The organism is Ochrovirga pacifica (genome assembly GCF_000220525.1).
GTDB lineage: Bacteria > Bacteroidota > Bacteroidia > Flavobacteriales > Flavobacteriaceae > Ochrovirga > Ochrovirga pacifica.
Genome location: NZ_AFPK01000063.1, coordinates 61,244 through 78,586, shown reverse-complemented (window position 1 = coordinate 78,586; position 17,343 = coordinate 61,244). Strand labels below are relative to the sequence as shown.

Genomic DNA, 17,343 nt, shown 5'->3' with positions numbered 1-17,343 from the left:
AAAGCTGCTACTTATTTCCTTTTTTTATAATGAAAATAAATCGTTTAAAATTTATATTACAAGCAGCAATAGCAGCTTTTGGTGCCTATTTCTGTATGTATGCTTTCCGAAAACCTTTTACAGTAGCCACCTTTTCCGATATACAATTTTGGGGAATTGACTATAAAATTCTATTGGTTATTGCTCAAGTAATAGGGTATACACTTTCTAAGTTTTTAGGAATTAAATGGATTGCCGAAATGCCCAACTCTAAACGCTTTCTGTACTTAATAAGTTTTATAACTTTTGCAGAATTTGCCTTATTAGGCTTTGCCTTGGTACCAGCACCGTACAATATTCTATGTTTATTTTTAAACGGTTTGCCATTGGGAATGATTTGGGGAATTGTATTCTCATATTTAGAAGGAAGAAAAACAACCGAAATCTTAGGGGTTATTCTATGCTCTAGCTTTATTGTGTCTTCAGGAGTAGTAAAATCTGTAGGTAAATTTGTAATGGATACTTGGGGTTTCAATGCTTTTTGGATGCCCTTTATAGTGGGAGCTTTATTTGTATTTCCTTTATTAATTTTTGCTTATTTGTTAGAGCAGTTGCCAAAACCTTCTTTAGAAGATGAGCAGTTAAGGTCTAAAAGAGCTCCGTTAAACAAGCATGAACGTTTTTTGCTGTATAGAGAATTTGCAATTCCATTAACATTAATAATTATTTTTTATGTTTTTGTCACTGGGGTTAGAGACTTTAGAGACAATTTTGCACGAGAAATTTGGGATTCTTTAGGTTATGTAGATAGTATTACTGTTTATTCTTTTTCGGAAATACCTATTGCAATTTCTGTTCTGTTATTAATGATAGTGATAGGTTCTATTAAAAAGAACAAAAAAGCTTTTGCTATTTACCATTGGGTATTGTTTTTTGGAGGAGTTTTAATTGCCTTAGCCACTTTTCTTTTTTATACAAATACAATCAATGCTGTATGGTGGATGATGAGTACTGGTTTTGGAATGTATGCTTGCTACATACCATTTCAGGGATTGTTTTACGATAGAATGATTGCCACCTTTAAAATTCAAGGAAATGTAGGCTTTTTAATTTATATCTCCGATGCTTTTGGTTATTTAGGTAGTGTTTGCATTTTGCTTTACAAAAATTTCGGAGAGAAAAACAGCTCGTACATACACTTCTTTTCTTATCTAATTCTGATGGTTTCAGTTTTAGCCATTGTAGTAGCAATGCTCTCATTTTTCTTTTTTAAGAACAAACAAAAAATAACAGCTCAATCAAAACACATCATTTATGAATCATAAAAAATACGACCTAATTATTGTAGGAGGAGGGATTTTAGGAACGTTTCATGCGTATCATGCTTTAAAAAAAGGATTAAAAGTAGTACTTCTAGAAAAGAATACGGTTCCGCAAGGGGCTACTGTTCGAAACTTTGGACAAATAGTACCCTCGGGAATGGACTTAAAGTGGCAAAATATTGGAAGAAAAAGTTTAGAAATTTATCAAGAAATCAGTCAGCTAACAGACATTACCATTAGGCAGTCTGGTAGTATTTATATAGCTTCTGATACCGAGGAACTACAGTTAATAGAAGAACTTTCACAAATAAACAAAAGTAATAATTACGAATCTCATTTGTTAACACAGGCACAGAGTATAGCATGCTGTGCTGGTTTAAAGAAGGAATACGCAAAAGGAGCTTTGTTCTTTCCGCAAGAAATGAATGTAGATCCTAGCTTAATGATTCATAGAGTTCGCAAGTTATTGATTGAAAAATATCAATTAGAATTTTTTTCTAACAACACAGTAAAAGATTTGGAAGACAAAGGAAATGAAGTACTTGCAACAACAGCTAACAATCAGAAGTTTATAGCATCAAAAGCAATTGTTTGTAACGGAAGTGATTTTAAAATTTTGTTTCCAGAATTATTTAATCAAAGTGATTTGGTGGTGTCTAAATTACAAATGTTACGTACCAAACCTCAAAAAAACTATACACTAGCACCTTCTGTTTTAACTGGTTGGACTATAAGAAGGTATGAATCTTTTTATGAATGTCCTTCTTTTCAAAGTATAAAAGATAAGGAAAATAAAGAAGCATACCACAATCAATATGGGGTGCATATTTTGTTTAAACAAGTAAATGATGGTTCTGTGATTTTGGGAGACTCTCATGAATATCAAGATGCAGTTAAGGCAGACTTAATAGGGTTTGATAGAAATGAAGACTTAGACCATTTTATGATAGAAGAATCAAAGAAAATAATGAATTTGCCTAATTATCAGATAGATAAAAGATGGGTAGGGATGTATTCGCAATGTAAAGAACAGGATGTTTTTGAGCAGCAAATAGAAAAAAACATTCACATAGTAACAGGAATTGGAGGTAAAGGAATGACAGGAAGTCCAGCTTTTTCAGAAATGAGTTTAAACAACATAATTAACAGATAATAAGAACAGATGACAAAAATAAAAATGGTGGTTTTTGATATGGCAGGAACCACAATTGATGAGAAAAATGTGGTTTACAAAACGCTATACAACACGATTTATAAATATACCACAGAGGTAAATCTAGAATTGGTTTTACAATTAGGAGCAGGAAAAGAAAAACATCAAGCAATTAAAGATGTTTTGTCATTTTTAAAGCTGTCTGACCAATTGAATTCTGAAATTATTTTTCAAGAGTTTAAAAAGGCATTGGATTTGGCTTACCAAAATTTGGATGTACAAGCAATTGATGGAGTAGAAGCAATGTTTACAAAATTGAAAACGAAAAATATTAAACTAGTATTAAACACAGGATACAATAGTTTAGTTGCCAATCAATTGTTAGAAAAATTAAACTGGAAAAAAGAACAGCACTACGATGCATTAATAACGGCTGATGATGTGAAAAATGGAAGGCCAAAGCCTGATATGATTTACAAAGCGATGGAATTATTTGGAATAGAAAACCCTTCTTGGGTGCTAAAAGCAGGAGATTCTGCAGTAGATATACAAGAAGGAAAGAATGCAAATTGTGGCGTAACCGTGGGGGTTTTATCGGGAGCACAAACCAAAGAGCAATTAGAAACTGCAAACCCAGACTATATTTTAGATTCTTTGGCAGCATTAGATACAGTAATTAATAATTTGAAGTAAGATGAGTGTAAATCAAGGAGAAAATATAAGGAATTTAGGAAATCAAGTATCGGTGTCTAGCCAAGCTCAAAATTTATTAGACAGAGATGCTGCTAGTTTCTACCATCAATCTCTATCAACTCCAGTTTTTAATGTGGTTAGCAAAGCAGAAGGGGCTTATTTGTACGATGAGAATGGTACTAAATATTTAGATTTTCACGGAAACGGAGTGCATACCATTGGGTACAACAATCCCAAAATTTATGAAGCCATTCAAAAACAATTTCAAAATCAATTGTCATTTTCTCCAAGACGATTTACCAATGAACCCGCAGTTGCACTTGCAGAAAAACTTATCAATATAAGTCCGCAAGGATTGGAAAAAGTACTGTTTTGTCCAGGAGGTTCTCAAGCTGTTGAAATGGCTGTTATGTTGGCAAAACACACCACAGGAAAATGGAAAACACTATCGTATTATGGCACTTTTCACGGTGCTGGTTTTCAGGCAATCTCAATTGGGGCAGACAAACATTTTAAAGAAGGTTTAGGCCCTATGATGCCAGGAGCCATACATCTAGAATTACCAGATTATTACAGAAATCCTTGGGGATGGACAGATTCGCAACAAATAGACGATGAATATTTAAGACAATTGGAACTACAAGTAGAAAATAATACAGAAATTGCAGCATTAATTACAGAACCTATTTTTTACAATTCAACTGTTCCTACAAAGTATTATTGGCAAAGAGTAAAAGAAATATGTAGTAAGAATGATATTCTTTTAATTTTTGATGAAATCTATACCGCTTTTGGAAGAACAGGAAAAATGTTTGCTTCAGAGCATTTTGTAACTCCAGATCTATTGGTCGTAGGTAAAGGTTTTGGGGGTGGAGTAGTACCTTATGCAGGTATTATAGGAAGAAAAGACTTAGATGTAATTTCTCATAAATCTATTGGTCATTATACACACGAAAAAAATCCATTATGTGCTGCTGTTTCTAAAGCTGTTATTGATTGTATAGAAGAACAAGACCTTGTAGCAAAAACACAAGTTTTAGGAAGTTATTTTAAACAAGAATTAAGCTTGTTGCAAGAAGAGTTTGAGTGTGTTGGGACAATAACAGGTTTAGGTTTAAACCTAGGAGTAGATTTGGTAGAAAGTAAACACACTAAAAAAAGAGCTGTGCAAAAAGCACATCAGTTAATGAACTATTGCTTAGAAAGAGGGGTTTCTTTTAAGTTGATTCAAGGAAATATATTAAATCTAAAACCATCTTTAATTATTACCAAAGATGAAATTGATTATACATTACAAACTTTAAAATCTGGACTACAGCTTCTATAGAGCTTTTTTCTAATTATTTTCAGAGTAAAAATACAAGACAAGCATGGTGCAGTCTGTGCTTGTTTTATTGATAGGAACATGAGGCAATCTACCATTAAAGTATAGAGAGTCTCCTTGGTTTACTTCAATTTCTTCGTTGTCTATTAAATACACACAGGATCCAGATAAAACATATTTAAACTCCCATGCATCGGTTATTACTTTTTCTCTTTTAGAATTAGGAGAAATAGTTAGTACAACAGCTTCAAAACCAACAGCATTTAGGCTTTTTCCAAAGATTTGAAAATAAGTAAAACCTTCGGCTTCTATTTCCTTTTCAAGCAATTGTTTTTCTTCTTTTTTTATAAGAATGTATTTTGCTCCAGTTTTTTTCTCTACTCCTTCAAAAAAATTACTTGCATCCACCTCTAAAGCACTTATCAACTCTAATAAAACAGGTAGTGATGGAATGGTTCTTCCATTTTCTATTCTAGAAATCAGTCCGTTACTAACACCAGCAGTACTAGCTAGGTTGCTAATTGTAATTCCTTTTTTCTTTCTAATTGATTTGATTCTTTTTCCAATTCCTATAAGAAAATCGTCCATGCTCTTTTTTATCTTAACAATACAATAATAAAGAAATTGTACCTAGAAAAAAAGATTTCTTTTGATAAGAAATCAAACAAAAACGCTCTTCTTAATTTAAAGAAGAGCGTTTTGTATAAATTGCCTAATAGAGCAATAAATTAATAATTAAATGTTCCGTAAGGACTTTCTATAGTTAATGATTTTTTTCCTGCTTCTTTAGCGGTTTCAACACGTCCAATAATTTGTGCATCAACGTTAAAGGATGATGAAATTTTAATAATATCATCCGCAATTTCTTTAGGAACATACAATTCCATTCGGTGTCCCATGTTAAAAACTTGATACATTTCTTTCCAATCAGTTCCAGAATTTTCCTGAATCAATTGAAATAAAGGAGGTATTGGAAATAGATTGTCTTTTACAATATGTAAATTTTCTACAAAGTGTAAAATTTTTGTTTGTGCTCCTCCAGAACAATGTACCATCCCATGAATTTGTTCAGGAGTATATTTTGAAAGTATTTCTTTAATAATGGGAGCATATGTTCTTGTAGGTGATAATACCAATTTACCTGCATCAATAGGAGCATCTTTTACAGAGTCTGTAAGTTTGGTGTTTCCAGAATAAACCAGTTCACTAGGCACAGCAGCATCAAAACTTTCAGGATATTTTTCGGCTAAATACTTGTGAAAAACATCGTGTCTAGCCGATGTCAATCCATTAGATCCCATTCCTCCATTATACATACTTTCGTAAGAAGCTTGTCCATAAGAAGACAATCCTACAATTACATCTCCTTCTTTAATATTGGCATTGTCTACTACATCACTTCGTTTCATTCTGGCAGTAACGGTAGAGTCTACAATAATGGTTCTTACCAAATCTCCTACATCAGCGGTTTCTCCACCGGTAGAATGGATGGTTACTCCAAAATCTTTTAACTCGGCCAACAACTCTTCGGTTCCATTAATAATTTCAGAAATTACTTCTCCAGGAATCAAATTTTTGTTACGACCAATGGTAGAAGATAATAAAATATTGTCTGTTGCACCTACACAAAGTAGGTCATCAATATTCATAATTAAAGCATCCTGAGCAATTCCTTTCCATACAGAAGCATCCCCTGTTTCTTTCCAATACATATAAGCTAAAGAAGATTTGGTACCAGCACCATCTGCATGCATAATCAAACAATAATCTTCGTCCTGTGTTAAATAATCAGGTACAATTTTGCAAAATGCTTTGGGAAATAATCCTTTGTCTACATTTTTAATAGCATTGTGTACATCTTCTTTAGATGCCGAAACTCCTCTTTGGCTGTATCTTTTACTTACTTCCGAGCTCATAATATAATTTCGTGTTTTTATGGAATTGCAAATTTAGGTATTTGAATTTTAGCGACCACATATTTTTTGAACAACCTATTTGTATGATAAAAAACAGTTTTAAGAATGTGTTAAATCATCTTTAATATAAAATTGTCTCTGCTACGTAAAAATACGTAGTTTGCTCGTTGGATGTTTCAATAATTGTTATATATTTGTTTCGGTTAATTAAAAGAAGATAAACATTTTATTAAATTAATATTTTATTATGGCTAAAATTAAATTAGAGTATATCTGGTTAGATGGATACACACCAACTCAAAACTTAAGAAGCAAGACCAAAGTTGAGGAGCATGAAAACTTTCAAGGTACCTTAGAAGAACTTGGAAACTGGTCTTTTGATGGTTCATCTACATTACAAGCAGAAGGTGGTTCTTCTGACTGTATTTTAAAGCCAGTTGCTATTTACCCAGATCCACAAAGAGTAAATGGATACTTAGTGATGACTGAGGTATACAATGCTGATGGTACTCCACACGAATCTAATGGTAGAGCTACTATTGACGATGATAATGACGATTTCTGGTTTGGTTTTGAGCAAGAATACTTTATTATGGATACTGAAACAGAATTGCCTTTAGGATTCCCAAGAGGAGGATATCCAAAGCCACAAGGTATGTACTACTGTTCAGTAGGTGGAAGAAATACTCACGGACGTGAATTGGTTGAAGAGCATGCAGATTTATGTATTGAAGCTGGATTGAACTTTGAAGGAATCAACCAAGAAGTTGCATGTGGACAGTGGGAGTTCCAGTTGTTTGCTAAAGGAGCTAAAAAAGCTGGAGATGAAATCTGGATTGCACGTTACTTACTAGACCGTTTAACAGAATCTTACGGATACTACATTGAGTACCACCCAAAACCATTAGGAAAAGATATGGATTGGAATGGTTCAGGAATGCACGCAAACTTCTCTAACTCTGTATTAAGAACTTGCGGTTCTAAAGAAAAATATGCAGAAATTTGTGAAGCTTTCCGTCCTGTAGTAAAAGAGCACATTGCTGTTTATGGTGAATTTAACGACCAACGTTTAACTGGAAAGCACGAAACTGCTGCCATTACAGATTTCTCTTGGGGAGTTTCTGACCGTGGAGCATCTATCCGTATTCCAATTATCGCTGTAGAAAAAGGTTACAAAGGATGGTTAGAAGACAGAAGACCAGCTTCTAACGGAGATCCATATAAAATTGCTGCACGTATTATCAAAACTGTAAAAACAGTTTGCTAATTTGTAAAGTATTAAAATATAATAAAAAGCCTTGTAACAAAATTACAAGGCTTTTTTATGAAAAATATCAAAGTTTAAAGAATCTGATGGTTACTTCTTTTCCTTTTTTTTCTTAAGCATTCTAATATGATGTTCTCGTTCATCAAATGTTGTTTCCTTTACAGGAAGCACCACTTCTTTAAACAAATCCATCAAAGTTTCACTATGTTGTGTAGGACGTTGTTTTTTTACATCAACATGCACAAAAGTCATCCAAGCCAAAGCTTTTAACTCCGTTTTGTTTTTGTTAAACATGCGCATTTCTGCACGCAAATGTTTTTTAGAAAAATCAATTGTTTGCGATTCAAAAGCTATTTCTTCCATTGTAAAAACAGGCAATATATAAGCTATTTGTGTGCTAGAAACAACCCAGCCTAGCTGTTCTTCTCTAATCATCTTAAAAATATCAATTCCATATGCATTTAGAATTTGATCCTCTCGTTGGTTGATAAAATAATCTACATAACGACCGTTATTTAAGTGATTAAAAGGATCACAATCTTGAAAACGAATTTTGGTACTGCTGGTTAAAATTTTTGGTTTTTCCATCTTAGTTTTTAGGTGTAAATGTAACACAAGGAATAATCATTTCTTCTAAAGAAACACCTCCATGCTGATAAGTATCTTTGTAGTAATGCGTGTAGTGATTTTGATTATTAGGGTACACAAAAAATAAATTTTCTTTAGCAAAAATAAAAGAACTGTTTAAGTGTTCTTGCGGTAAAAAAATACTGTTAGGATTGTGAACAGCGTACACATCTTTTTCTTGATAGGTTAAACTTCTACCTGTTTTGTATCTTAAATTACTGGCTATAGATTTGGTGCCAATTACTTGTGTATGTTTGTTACAATTTATAGTTCCGTGGTCGGTGGTAATGATAAGTTGAATATTTTCTTTTTGTGCTTTTTGAATTAATTCTAACATGGTAGAATTTAAAAACCAAGTTTCGGTTAATGATCTAAAAGCTTTATCGTTAGCAGCCAATTCTTTAATAACTTTAGTGTCTGTTTTTGCGTGTGATAGTATATCAACAAAGTTGTAAACCACAACATTAAAATCGTTGTGTTTTATCTGGTTAAAGTTTTGCAACAATTCTCTTCCCGTTTTTTGATTGACAATTTTATGATAAGAGAAACTCAACTCTTTTCGCAATCTTTTTAGTTGACTTTTCAAGAAATCTTCTTCGTGTGTGTTTTTTCCACCTTCGTCATTTTCATTTTTCCAAAATTCTTTGTGATGTTTAGACATTTCTAAAGGAGTCATACCCGAAAAAATAGCATTTCTAGCATAGTGGGTTGCGGTTGGTAAAATACTAAAGAAAGGAGTTTCAGAAAGTTTTTTGTAATGATTTTGAATGTTTTTTTCAATCATAAAATACTGGTCGTACCTTAAATTATCTACCACCAAAACCAATGTTTTTTGTTTTTCTATTTCGGGTAAAATTACTTTAGAAAATAGTTGATGAGACAGTACAGGTGCATCCATCTCGTAGAACCAATCTTGGTAGTTTTTTTTGATGAATTTAAAAAAGACAGAATTGGCTTCTTGCTTTTGATCTCTTAAAATTTCTAACAAGCCTGGGTTGTCTACGTTCTCTAGTTCTAGCTCCCAATGGATTAGTTTTTTATACAAATCAATCCATGTATCGTAAGAATTTACGCTTGCCAAATCTAAGGCAATTTGTCTAAATTCTTGTTGATAATTAATAGTTGCTCTCTCATTAACCAAACGACTGTGATCTAAGTTTTTTTTAAGGCTTAATAAAATTTGACTAGGATTGACGGGCTTAATTAAATAATCAGCAATCTTAGAACCAATGGCTTCTTCCATCAAATATTCTTCTTCGCTTTTGGTTATCATAATCACCGGAATGGTTGCATTTCTGTTTTTAATTTCGCTCAAGGTTTCTAAACCGGACAATCCGGGCATATTTTCATCTAAAAAAATAATGTCAAAATTTTGTTCCTCTATCAAATCCAAAGCATCGGCACCGTTGGTACAAGGAGTTACTTTGTAATTCTTTTTTTCAAGAAATAAAATATGAGGTTTTAAGTGGTTGATTTCATCATCAACCCAAAGAATTTCTATGGTTGTCATGCGTATAAGAATCTAGGATTAACTAAATATAAAGAATTTAGATTTTTATCTTTGTGCGAAACTAAAATTATAAAATTTGAAAAGCCCAAACAATAAAGTTAAAATTATAAACGATCCAATATATGGGTTTATTACAATTCCTAACAAATTAATTTTTGATTTGATGGAGCACCCCTATTTTCAGAGATTGAGAAGAATAACTCAAATGGGATTGTCTAACTTAGTTTATCCAGGTGCTCATCATACACGTTTTCATCATGCAGTAGGGTGTATGCACCTAATGCAAAAAGCAATTAGGGTGTTAAAAAATAAAGGAGTGGTGATAAGTGACGAGGAAAAAAATGCCGTTTGTATAGCCATTCTTTTACACGACATAGGTCACGGACCCTATTCGCACGCCTTAGAACATAGTATTGTAGAAGGAGTGAGTCATGAAACTATTTCTTTATTGTTTATGAAAGAACTAAACAAAGAGTTTAAAGGAAAGTTAGACTTGGCTATTGCTATTTTTGAAGGAAAATACCCGCGTAAGTTTTTAAATCAATTAGTTTCCAGTCAGCTAGATATAGATCGTATGGATTATCTTAAAAGAGATAGTTTTTACACAGGTGTTGCCGAAGGGAATATTAGTTCTGAACGTTTGATTGATATGTTGCACGTCGTAGACGATCAATTGGTGGTAGAAGAAAAAGGAATTTATTCTGTAGAAAAGTTTATTGTAGGTAGAAGGCTAATGTATTGGCAAGTTTATTTACACAAAACCAGTGTGGTTGCCGAAAAAATGTTGGTAAACTTATTAGCCAGAGCAAAATACTTGGCTAAACAAGGAGTTGTGTTGCCATCTAGCAAAGCATTGCATTATTTCTTATACAGAGATGTTGATGAGAATTTTGATTTGCAAACTCTTAAAACGTTTTCTAGGTTAGACGATTACGACATGCTGTCGGCAATAAAAGATTGGATCAGTCATGATGATGTTATTTTATCTCACCTTTCAGAGATGATTATTAACAGAAAGTTGTTAAAAGTAAAAATGAGTAATGTTCCTTTTACAACTTTGGAAATAGATGAAATTAAAAATAAAATGACACAAAACGGTTGGACGGCAGAAGATTTAAAATACTTTTACATTCAGGACACTGTTGAAAATCAAGCGTATAATGATAAAGAAAAAAAGATTTATCTCTATTACAAAAATGGTGCTATTACAGATTTGATCAAAGCATCGGATCAATTAAACATTCAGGCATTAACAAAACCCGTGATAAAACACTTTGTCTGCTATCCAAAAGTTGTGAAATCAAGTTAAATAAAATTTAATTTTTTACTTTTGCCGTAATGGAATTTAAAGCAACACAGATCGCAGAAATTTTAGGAGGAGAAATAGAGGGGAATCCGTCTGTAACAGTTTCTACCTTGTCTAAAATAGAAGAAGGAGAGCAGGGGAGTATGACATTCTTATCTAACCCAAAATACACAAATTACATTTATTCTACCAACGCATCTGTTGTTATTGTAAACAAAGATTTTGTACCTACACAACCCATAAATGCTACTTTGATAAGGGTAGAAGATGCTTATCAGGCATTTACCAAATTGTTAGAGTTTTACAACGAGTATAAAAATCAAAAAACGGGAATAGAACAACCTGTAAGTATTTCAGAATCTTCTAGTATAGGAGACGATCCCTACATTGGAGCCTTTACTTATATAGGCCACAATGTAAAGATAGGACACAATGTGAAAATTTATCCTAATTGCTACATAGGAGACAATGTAACAGTTAAAGACAACACTACCTTGTACGCAGGAGTTAAAGTATATGCAGATTGCGAGATAGGAAATCATTGTAAAATTCATGCAGGAGCAGTAATTGGTGCCGACGGTTTTGGTTTTGCACCCACCGAAAGCGGAGCTTATAAAACCATTCCGCAAATAGGAAATGTAATTGTAAAAGATCATGTAGATATTGGAGCCAATACAACTATAGACAGAGCAACCATGGGATCTACAGTTATAGAGCAAGGAGTTAAAATAGACAATTTAACGCAAATTGCTCACAATGTAACAATTGGAAAAAATACGGTAATAGCTTCACAAACAGGTATTGCTGGTTCTACCACGGTAGGGGAAAACTGTATGTTTGGAGGTCAAGTAGGAGTTGCTGGACATCTTAAAATAGGAAATAATGTGAAAATTTCTGCCAAAACTGGAATTGGAAAAAATGTTAAAGATGGTGAAGTATTAAGAGGAATTCCTGCTATGGATTATAGTGATTTTAATAAATCTTATGTCTATTTTAAAAAATTACCTACCATTGTTAAAGAATTAAAAAATAAATAAGCTTTAAAAAAAGTATAAAGAATGCTAAAACAAAAAACAATCCAAAAAGAGGTTACGTTAACAGGTGTAGGGCTACACACAGGAAAAGATGTAACAATGGTTTTTAAACCAGCTCCAGAAAACAATGGATATACATTTGTTCGTGTAGATTTAGAAGGGAAACCAAGTATTGAGGCCAAGGTAGAATATGTAACAACTACAGAACGCGGAACCAACTTGGAAAAAAAAGGAGTGAGCATCAATACGTCTGAACATGTGTTAGCAGCTGCTGTTGGTTTGCAGATTGACAACTTAATTATTGAAATCGATGCTTCAGAACCACCTATTATGGACGGTTCTTCTAAGTTTTTTGTAGAAGCACTAGAATCTGCTGGAATTGTAGAGCAAGAAGCAGAGGTAGATGAATACATTGTGAAAGATGTGGTTTCTTATAAAGATCCTGAAACAGGAAGTGAAATTATTTTAATGCCTGCTGATGAGTACCAAGTAACAACCATGGTAGATTTTGGAACTAAAATTTTAGGAACCCAAAATGCAACTTTAGAAACACTTTCTGATTTTAAAGAGGAAATAGCTGCAGCAAGAACTTTTAGTTTTTTACACGAACTGGAAATGTTGTTAGAGCACAATCTTATAAAAGGAGGAGATTTAAACAATGCAATTGTTTATGTAGATAAAGAAATATCTGATAGCACCTTAGAACGTTTAAAAACAGCATTTGGGAAAGACGAAATTAAAGTAACCCCTAACGGAATTTTAGACAATTTAGAATTGCATTGGGCAAACGAAGCAGCCAAGCATAAATTGTTAGATGTTATTGGTGATTTGGCTTTGGTAGGTACCCGTATAAGAGGAAAAGTAATTGCGAACAAACCAGGACATAAAGTAAACACACTTTTTGGAAAACGTTTGGCAAATATCATCAAACAAGAAAAAAGAAAAAGTGTTCCTACTTACGATTTAAACCAGCCTCCTTTGATGGATATTCACGACATCATGAAGTTGCTTCCACATCGTCCTCCATTTTTGTTAATTGATCGCATTTTAGAATTGTCAGACTCACACGTTGTAGGAATGAAAAATGTAACAATGAACGAACCTTTTTTTGTTGGACATTTTCCTGATGCTCCTGTAATGCCAGGAGTTTTACAAGTAGAGGCCATGGCTCAATGTGGAGGGATTTTAGTGTTAAGCACCGTTCCTGATCCTGATAATTACTTAACGTACTTTATGAAAATGGACAATGTAAAGTTCAAACAAAAAGTATTACCAGGAGACACTTTAATTTTTAAAGCAGAATTAATAACTCCCATCCGTAGAGGGATTTGTCATATGAAATCTGTTGGTTATGCCAATGGAAAAATAGTAGTAGAGGCTGAATTAATGGCCCAAATATCAAAGAAAAAATAAATATATGAATCAACCATTAGCTTATATACATCCAGGTGCAAAAATTGCCCGTAACGTGGTAATTGAACCTTTTACTACGATTCATAATAATGTAACTATCGGTTCTGGAACTTGGATTGGATCTAATGTAACAATAATGGAAGGTGCTGTAATTGGTGAAAATTGTAAAATTTTTCCTGGAGCAGTAATATCAGCCATTCCACAAGACTTAAAGTATAACGGTGAAGAAACGGCAACTATTATTGGAAACAATGTTACCATAAGAGAGTGTGTTACCATTAACAAAGGAACAACCGATAGAATGAAAACAGTTGTAGGAGACAACTGTTTGATTATGGCTTATTGCCATATAGCTCATGATTGCATTGTTGGAAATAACTGTATTTTTTCTAACGGAAGTACATTGGCAGGACACACCAATATAGGAGATAGTGTAATTTTAGCTGGAATGACAGCTATTCATCAATTCTGTTCTATTGGAGACCATGCGTTTGTAACAGGTGGATCTTTGGTAAGAAAAGATGTTCCTCCATTTGTAAAAGCAGCTAGAGAACCTTTATCTTATGTAGGTGTAAATTCTGTTGGTTTAAGAAGAAGAGGATTTACTCCAGAAAAAATTCACGAAATTCAAAATATTTACAGAATTTTATTTCAAAGTAAATACAACAACACACAGGCAATCAGAATTATTGAAGCCGAAATGGAAGCAACCAAAGAGAGAGATGATATTATTCGATTTATACAAAACTCTCAACGTGGTATTATGAAAGGATATTTTAACAATTAAGAATAGATTTTAGATGGCAACAACATCAGATATTAGAAATGGATTGTGTATTGTATTTAACCACGATACCTATAAAATAATTGAGTTTTTACATGTAAAGCCAGGAAAAGGACCTGCTTTTGTTAGAACAAAATTAAAGAGCTTAACCACAGGAAAACAAATTGACAACACATTCTCTGCCGGACACAAAATAGAAGAGGTAAGGGTTGAAACAAGAAAATATCAATATTTGTATGCAGAAGGTGATACTTTTCATTTTATGAATACAGACGATTACAACCAAATTACATTAGAAAGAGAGGTTTTAGATGCTCCTGATTTATTAAAGGAAGGAGAAGTAGTAACAGTGATTGTTAGAGCTGAAGATGAAATGCCTTTAGCTGTAGAAATGCCTCAGTCTGTGATTTTAGAAGTGACATATACAGAGCCTGGAGTAAAAGGAAATACAGCTACAAATGCAACCAAACCTGCAACAGTAGAAACAGGTGCTTCTGTAAATGTTCCTTTGTTTATTAACGAAGGAGATAAAATTAAAATAGAAACTACCAAAGGTAGTTACCAAGAAAGAATTAAGGAATAACTGTTTTTATTGTTTCTTTACAAAACAAAAAGGCTTGCTAAAATTAGCAAGCCTTTTTAATACAGTTTACTTTTCTTATTCTCGGTAATAAAACTTTCTAGCAACACTCTTTTCTGCATTTGGAAAGTCACTAGGTAATTTTTGTGTAACTTTTCCTGTAGCAGCCCATTCGGTTCCTCTTTGGATCAATGTTATCAAACCAACTGAAGAAAATGCAGTTTCATCATGCCCTAAAGTAGTATGAAAAATTCTTCCTTTTTTGTATTTAATAGTCATAACAACAGGTTCTTTTTGTCCCAATGCAGGATCTTTTTTGGTAGATACTGCCGTAGCTAGTATTTTAACTTTTTTTGCGGGACCTCTTAGTTTGGCATAACATTCGTCAGACGTGTGCATCCATTGATGAGGAAAGCCTTTGGTAATAGGGTGCTTATCATTAAAGGTAGTGACTACAAACTCTTCTCTTTTTCCATGAGTTCCTCCATGACCTGGACTATGGTCAGTAACTACTTTGTTATTTTTGTCTACATACAAATAAGGGCCATGTTTTTCAGTTCTTCCTCCCCAGCCACCAATACCAATCATTTGGTTGTATGCCTCCCAGTTTGGAAAACAGTTATCAGCAGCATGAACACTTACAAAACCTCCACCTTTTTTCATGTATTTTTCAAATTTTTTTTGAGTTGCAGAAGACCAAGGAGCAGCTTTAAATCCAAAGTTTGAAATCACCACATCGTAGTCCGAAAAATTAGGACTAAAGTCAGGATCTGTTTTGGGTTTACCTTCAATACTTTTAAACGGTTGCTGCGCATAATCTAACCAGTTGTGAAACCTTTTGCTGTTGTTAATGTATTTGGTTCTTGCAATATCAACAGCAAACAGACCAGTTTCTTCTAGGTACTGTTGCATCATAATGGTAGATTTTGGCCAAACTGCATGATTGTTTTGTCCATCAATAATTAAGGCTTTTATTTTCTTCTGCTGAGCCAATCCAAGTGTTACACAAGCTAAGCATAGTATTAAGCAAATAAATAATTGTTTTATTTTCATTTTATTTCCATAAATTTTCTCCGTAAGACCATCCTTCTCTTACAGGTTCTTTAATATATTTATTAAGTTCTTTTCTGTTAGTAATCTTCATCTTATCAGAATCAAATTTTATTTTACCACCAAATCTTTGTGCAATTACACCGACCAAAGCCATTTCTGTTAAGTCAGATGCATAATTAAAGTTAGAACCAGGTAATCTATCATTTTTAATGGCTTCAATCCATTCTTGATGTGGTTTTTCTTCTGCTATTCTTGCAATAGTTTGTTGATGTTTGTTCTTTTTAAATTCTTCCCAATCAGCATTTGGAATCAATAGCTTTCCATCGTTAGGTCTTGCTCCATGAAAAGCGGTGTTTTTATCACCAATCATTAACATTCCACCTCCTGCAGGTAGTTTCTCAATACCCCATTCTTTTCTTATTGCAATATCTGGTGCCCCTAAACCTTCATACCAAGTCATAGTTACTTTTGGTTTTTTTCCTCTTTTAGGAAATTTAAAAATCACCTTAGACTTATTTGGCATAAAACTGTTGTGGTTAAATTCTCCATTAGGTATTTCTGCAAATACCGTTTTAGGAGAACCCAACTCCAAAGCCCAAAAAGGAGCATCTAAAGTATGACAAGCCCAGTCACCTAATTGTCCATTGCCAAAATCGTAAAATCCTCTCCAAGATTTTGGAGTATACACATGATTATACGATTTGTTAACCACCGGTCCTTGCCATGCATCCCAGTTTAAAAAATTAGGAACAGTTTCTGCAATAGGAGGATAGTTTTCGGGTTTGGTAAAATAAAAGTTAGGTTTAAATTTATTAAAACCTCTCCAAGCAACCACTTCTTTTACTTCTCCAAGAACGTCATTATCATACAATTCTTTAATAGTTCTTATACCGTTGGTGGTATGCCCTTGATTAGCCATCTGAGAAACCACACCATAGTAATTTGCTGCTTTTTTTAGCGTACGTACTTGCCAAACACTATGAGCTAAAGGTTTTTCTACACAAATGTGTTTTCCTAATTCCATAGCAGCCATAGCTGCAGCAAAATGTGTGTGATCGGGAGTTGCAACAACTACAGCATCAATTTCATTAGCCATTTGATCGAACATTACTCTAAAATCACTGAAAGTTTTTGCTTGGGGAAAGGCACTGGCTGCTTTAGCCATCATTCTATCGTCCGTATCGCATAAAGCTACAATATTGTTCCCTATAGCAGAGGCTCTTAAATTGTAGTTTCCTCTATTACCAACTCCAATAACTGCTATGTTTAATTTACTGTTGGCAGAAAAACTCATCAAAGTAGGAGCTATTAAAATTCCAGCTGAAGCAACAGAAGCTTGTTGTAAAAAAGATCTTCTAGATATGTTTTTATGTGTCATTTTC

At 33.4% G+C, this 17,343-nt stretch carries 16 protein-coding genes; 10 read left to right on the top strand and 6 right to left on the bottom strand.

Annotated elements, in window-relative coordinates:
* Positions 1 to 29: 29 nt before the first annotated feature.
* Genes FS85_RS0111625 through pbfA form a run of 4 tightly spaced genes read left to right on the top strand, consistent with a single transcriptional unit; the run spans position 30 to position 4,474 of the window.
* The gene (locus FS85_RS0111625) at positions 30 to 1,304 is read left to right on the top strand and encodes a DUF5690 family protein (RefSeq protein ID WP_010136485.1); all 1,275 of its coding nucleotides are present in this window, start codon (positions 30 to 32) and stop codon (positions 1,302 to 1,304) included.
* Complete coding sequence (locus tag FS85_RS0111620) at positions 1,294 to 2,454, top strand: TIGR03364 family FAD-dependent oxidoreductase (RefSeq protein WP_010136484.1); 1,161 nt, start codon at positions 1,294 to 1,296, stop codon at positions 2,452 to 2,454. The genes FS85_RS0111625 and FS85_RS0111620 overlap by 11 nt, the downstream gene beginning before the upstream one ends.
* A 9-nt stretch (positions 2,455 to 2,463) precedes the next feature.
* Positions 2,464 to 3,147, top strand: a complete 684-nt coding sequence (locus tag FS85_RS0111615) for a phosphonatase-like hydrolase (protein WP_029489445.1) — start codon at positions 2,464 to 2,466, stop codon at positions 3,145 to 3,147.
* 1 nt (position 3,148) lies between these two features.
* Positions 3,149 to 4,474: a (R)-1-hydroxy-2-aminoethylphosphonate ammonia-lyase gene (pbfA, locus tag FS85_RS0111610; RefSeq protein ID WP_010136482.1), complete on the top strand. Its 1,326-nt coding sequence runs from the start codon at positions 3,149 to 3,151 to the stop codon at positions 4,472 to 4,474.
* A gap of 9 nt (positions 4,475 to 4,483) precedes the next feature.
* Here pbfA and FS85_RS0111605 read toward each other — a convergent pair whose 3' ends face one another.
* Positions 4,484 to 5,059: a helix-turn-helix domain-containing protein gene (locus FS85_RS0111605; protein WP_010136481.1), complete on the bottom strand. Its 576-nt coding sequence runs from the start codon at positions 5,057 to 5,059 to the stop codon at positions 4,484 to 4,486.
* Between the two features lie 140 nt (positions 5,060 to 5,199).
* The gene (locus FS85_RS0111600) at positions 5,200 to 6,387 is read right to left on the bottom strand and encodes an AIR synthase related protein (protein WP_010136479.1); all 1,188 of its coding nucleotides are present in this window, start codon (positions 6,385 to 6,387) and stop codon (positions 5,200 to 5,202) included.
* A gap of 247 nt (positions 6,388 to 6,634) precedes the next feature.
* Here FS85_RS0111600 and FS85_RS0111595 point away from each other — a divergent pair, with 247 nt between their 5' ends.
* Positions 6,635 to 7,654, top strand: coding sequence for a glutamine synthetase beta-grasp domain-containing protein (locus FS85_RS0111595; protein WP_010136478.1), 1,020 nt, complete (start codon positions 6,635 to 6,637; stop codon positions 7,652 to 7,654).
* A 90-nt stretch (positions 7,655 to 7,744) separates the two neighbouring features.
* Here the strand turns inward: FS85_RS0111595 and FS85_RS0111590 are convergent, their stop codons facing one another.
* Both FS85_RS0111590 and porX read right to left on the bottom strand, forming a co-directional pair.
* Positions 7,745 to 8,242, bottom strand: coding sequence for an acyl-CoA thioesterase (locus FS85_RS0111590; RefSeq protein WP_010136477.1), 498 nt, complete (start codon positions 8,240 to 8,242; stop codon positions 7,745 to 7,747).
* A gap of 1 nt (position 8,243) precedes the next feature.
* A complete protein-coding gene (gene porX / locus FS85_RS0111585) occupies positions 8,244 to 9,791 on the bottom strand; it encodes a T9SS response regulator signal transducer PorX (RefSeq protein WP_010136476.1) in 1,548 nt (515 codons plus the stop codon).
* Between the two features lie 76 nt (positions 9,792 to 9,867).
* Between porX and FS85_RS0111580 the strand changes: the two genes are divergently transcribed.
* From FS85_RS0111580 to efp, 5 genes are read left to right on the top strand one after another with little or no spacing between them, the layout of a single operon-like run.
* The gene (locus FS85_RS0111580) at positions 9,868 to 11,100 is read left to right on the top strand and encodes an HD domain-containing protein (RefSeq protein ID WP_010136475.1); all 1,233 of its coding nucleotides are present in this window, start codon (positions 9,868 to 9,870) and stop codon (positions 11,098 to 11,100) included.
* A 29-nt stretch (positions 11,101 to 11,129) separates the two neighbouring features.
* Entirely contained in the window at positions 11,130 to 12,134 is a 1,005-nt protein-coding gene (lpxD, locus tag FS85_RS0111575; RefSeq protein WP_010136474.1) for a UDP-3-O-(3-hydroxymyristoyl)glucosamine N-acyltransferase, read from the top strand.
* Between the two features lie 21 nt (positions 12,135 to 12,155).
* On the top strand, positions 12,156 to 13,544 hold the full coding sequence (locus FS85_RS0111570; protein ID WP_010136473.1) for a bifunctional UDP-3-O-[3-hydroxymyristoyl] N-acetylglucosamine deacetylase/3-hydroxyacyl-ACP dehydratase: 1,389 nt from the start codon (positions 12,156 to 12,158) through the stop codon (positions 13,542 to 13,544).
* Between the two features lie 4 nt (positions 13,545 to 13,548).
* Positions 13,549 to 14,331, top strand: a complete 783-nt coding sequence (gene lpxA / locus FS85_RS0111565; protein ID WP_010136472.1) for an acyl-ACP--UDP-N-acetylglucosamine O-acyltransferase — start codon at positions 13,549 to 13,551, stop codon at positions 14,329 to 14,331.
* Between the two features lie 13 nt (positions 14,332 to 14,344).
* On the top strand, positions 14,345 to 14,911 hold the full coding sequence (gene efp / locus FS85_RS0111560) for an elongation factor P (protein WP_010136470.1): 567 nt from the start codon (positions 14,345 to 14,347) through the stop codon (positions 14,909 to 14,911).
* A 75-nt stretch (positions 14,912 to 14,986) separates the two neighbouring features.
* Here the strand turns inward: efp and FS85_RS0111555 are convergent, their stop codons facing one another.
* A complete protein-coding gene (locus tag FS85_RS0111555; RefSeq protein ID WP_010136469.1) occupies positions 14,987 to 15,961 on the bottom strand; it encodes a ThuA domain-containing protein in 975 nt (324 codons plus the stop codon).
* Position 15,962: 1 nt separating this feature from the next.
* Positions 15,963 to 17,339 (bottom strand): Gfo/Idh/MocA family protein, encoded by a 1,377-nt coding sequence (locus FS85_RS0111550; RefSeq protein WP_010136468.1) that lies wholly within the window; start codon positions 17,337 to 17,339, stop codon positions 15,963 to 15,965.
* Positions 17,340 to 17,343: the final 4 nt, after the last annotated feature.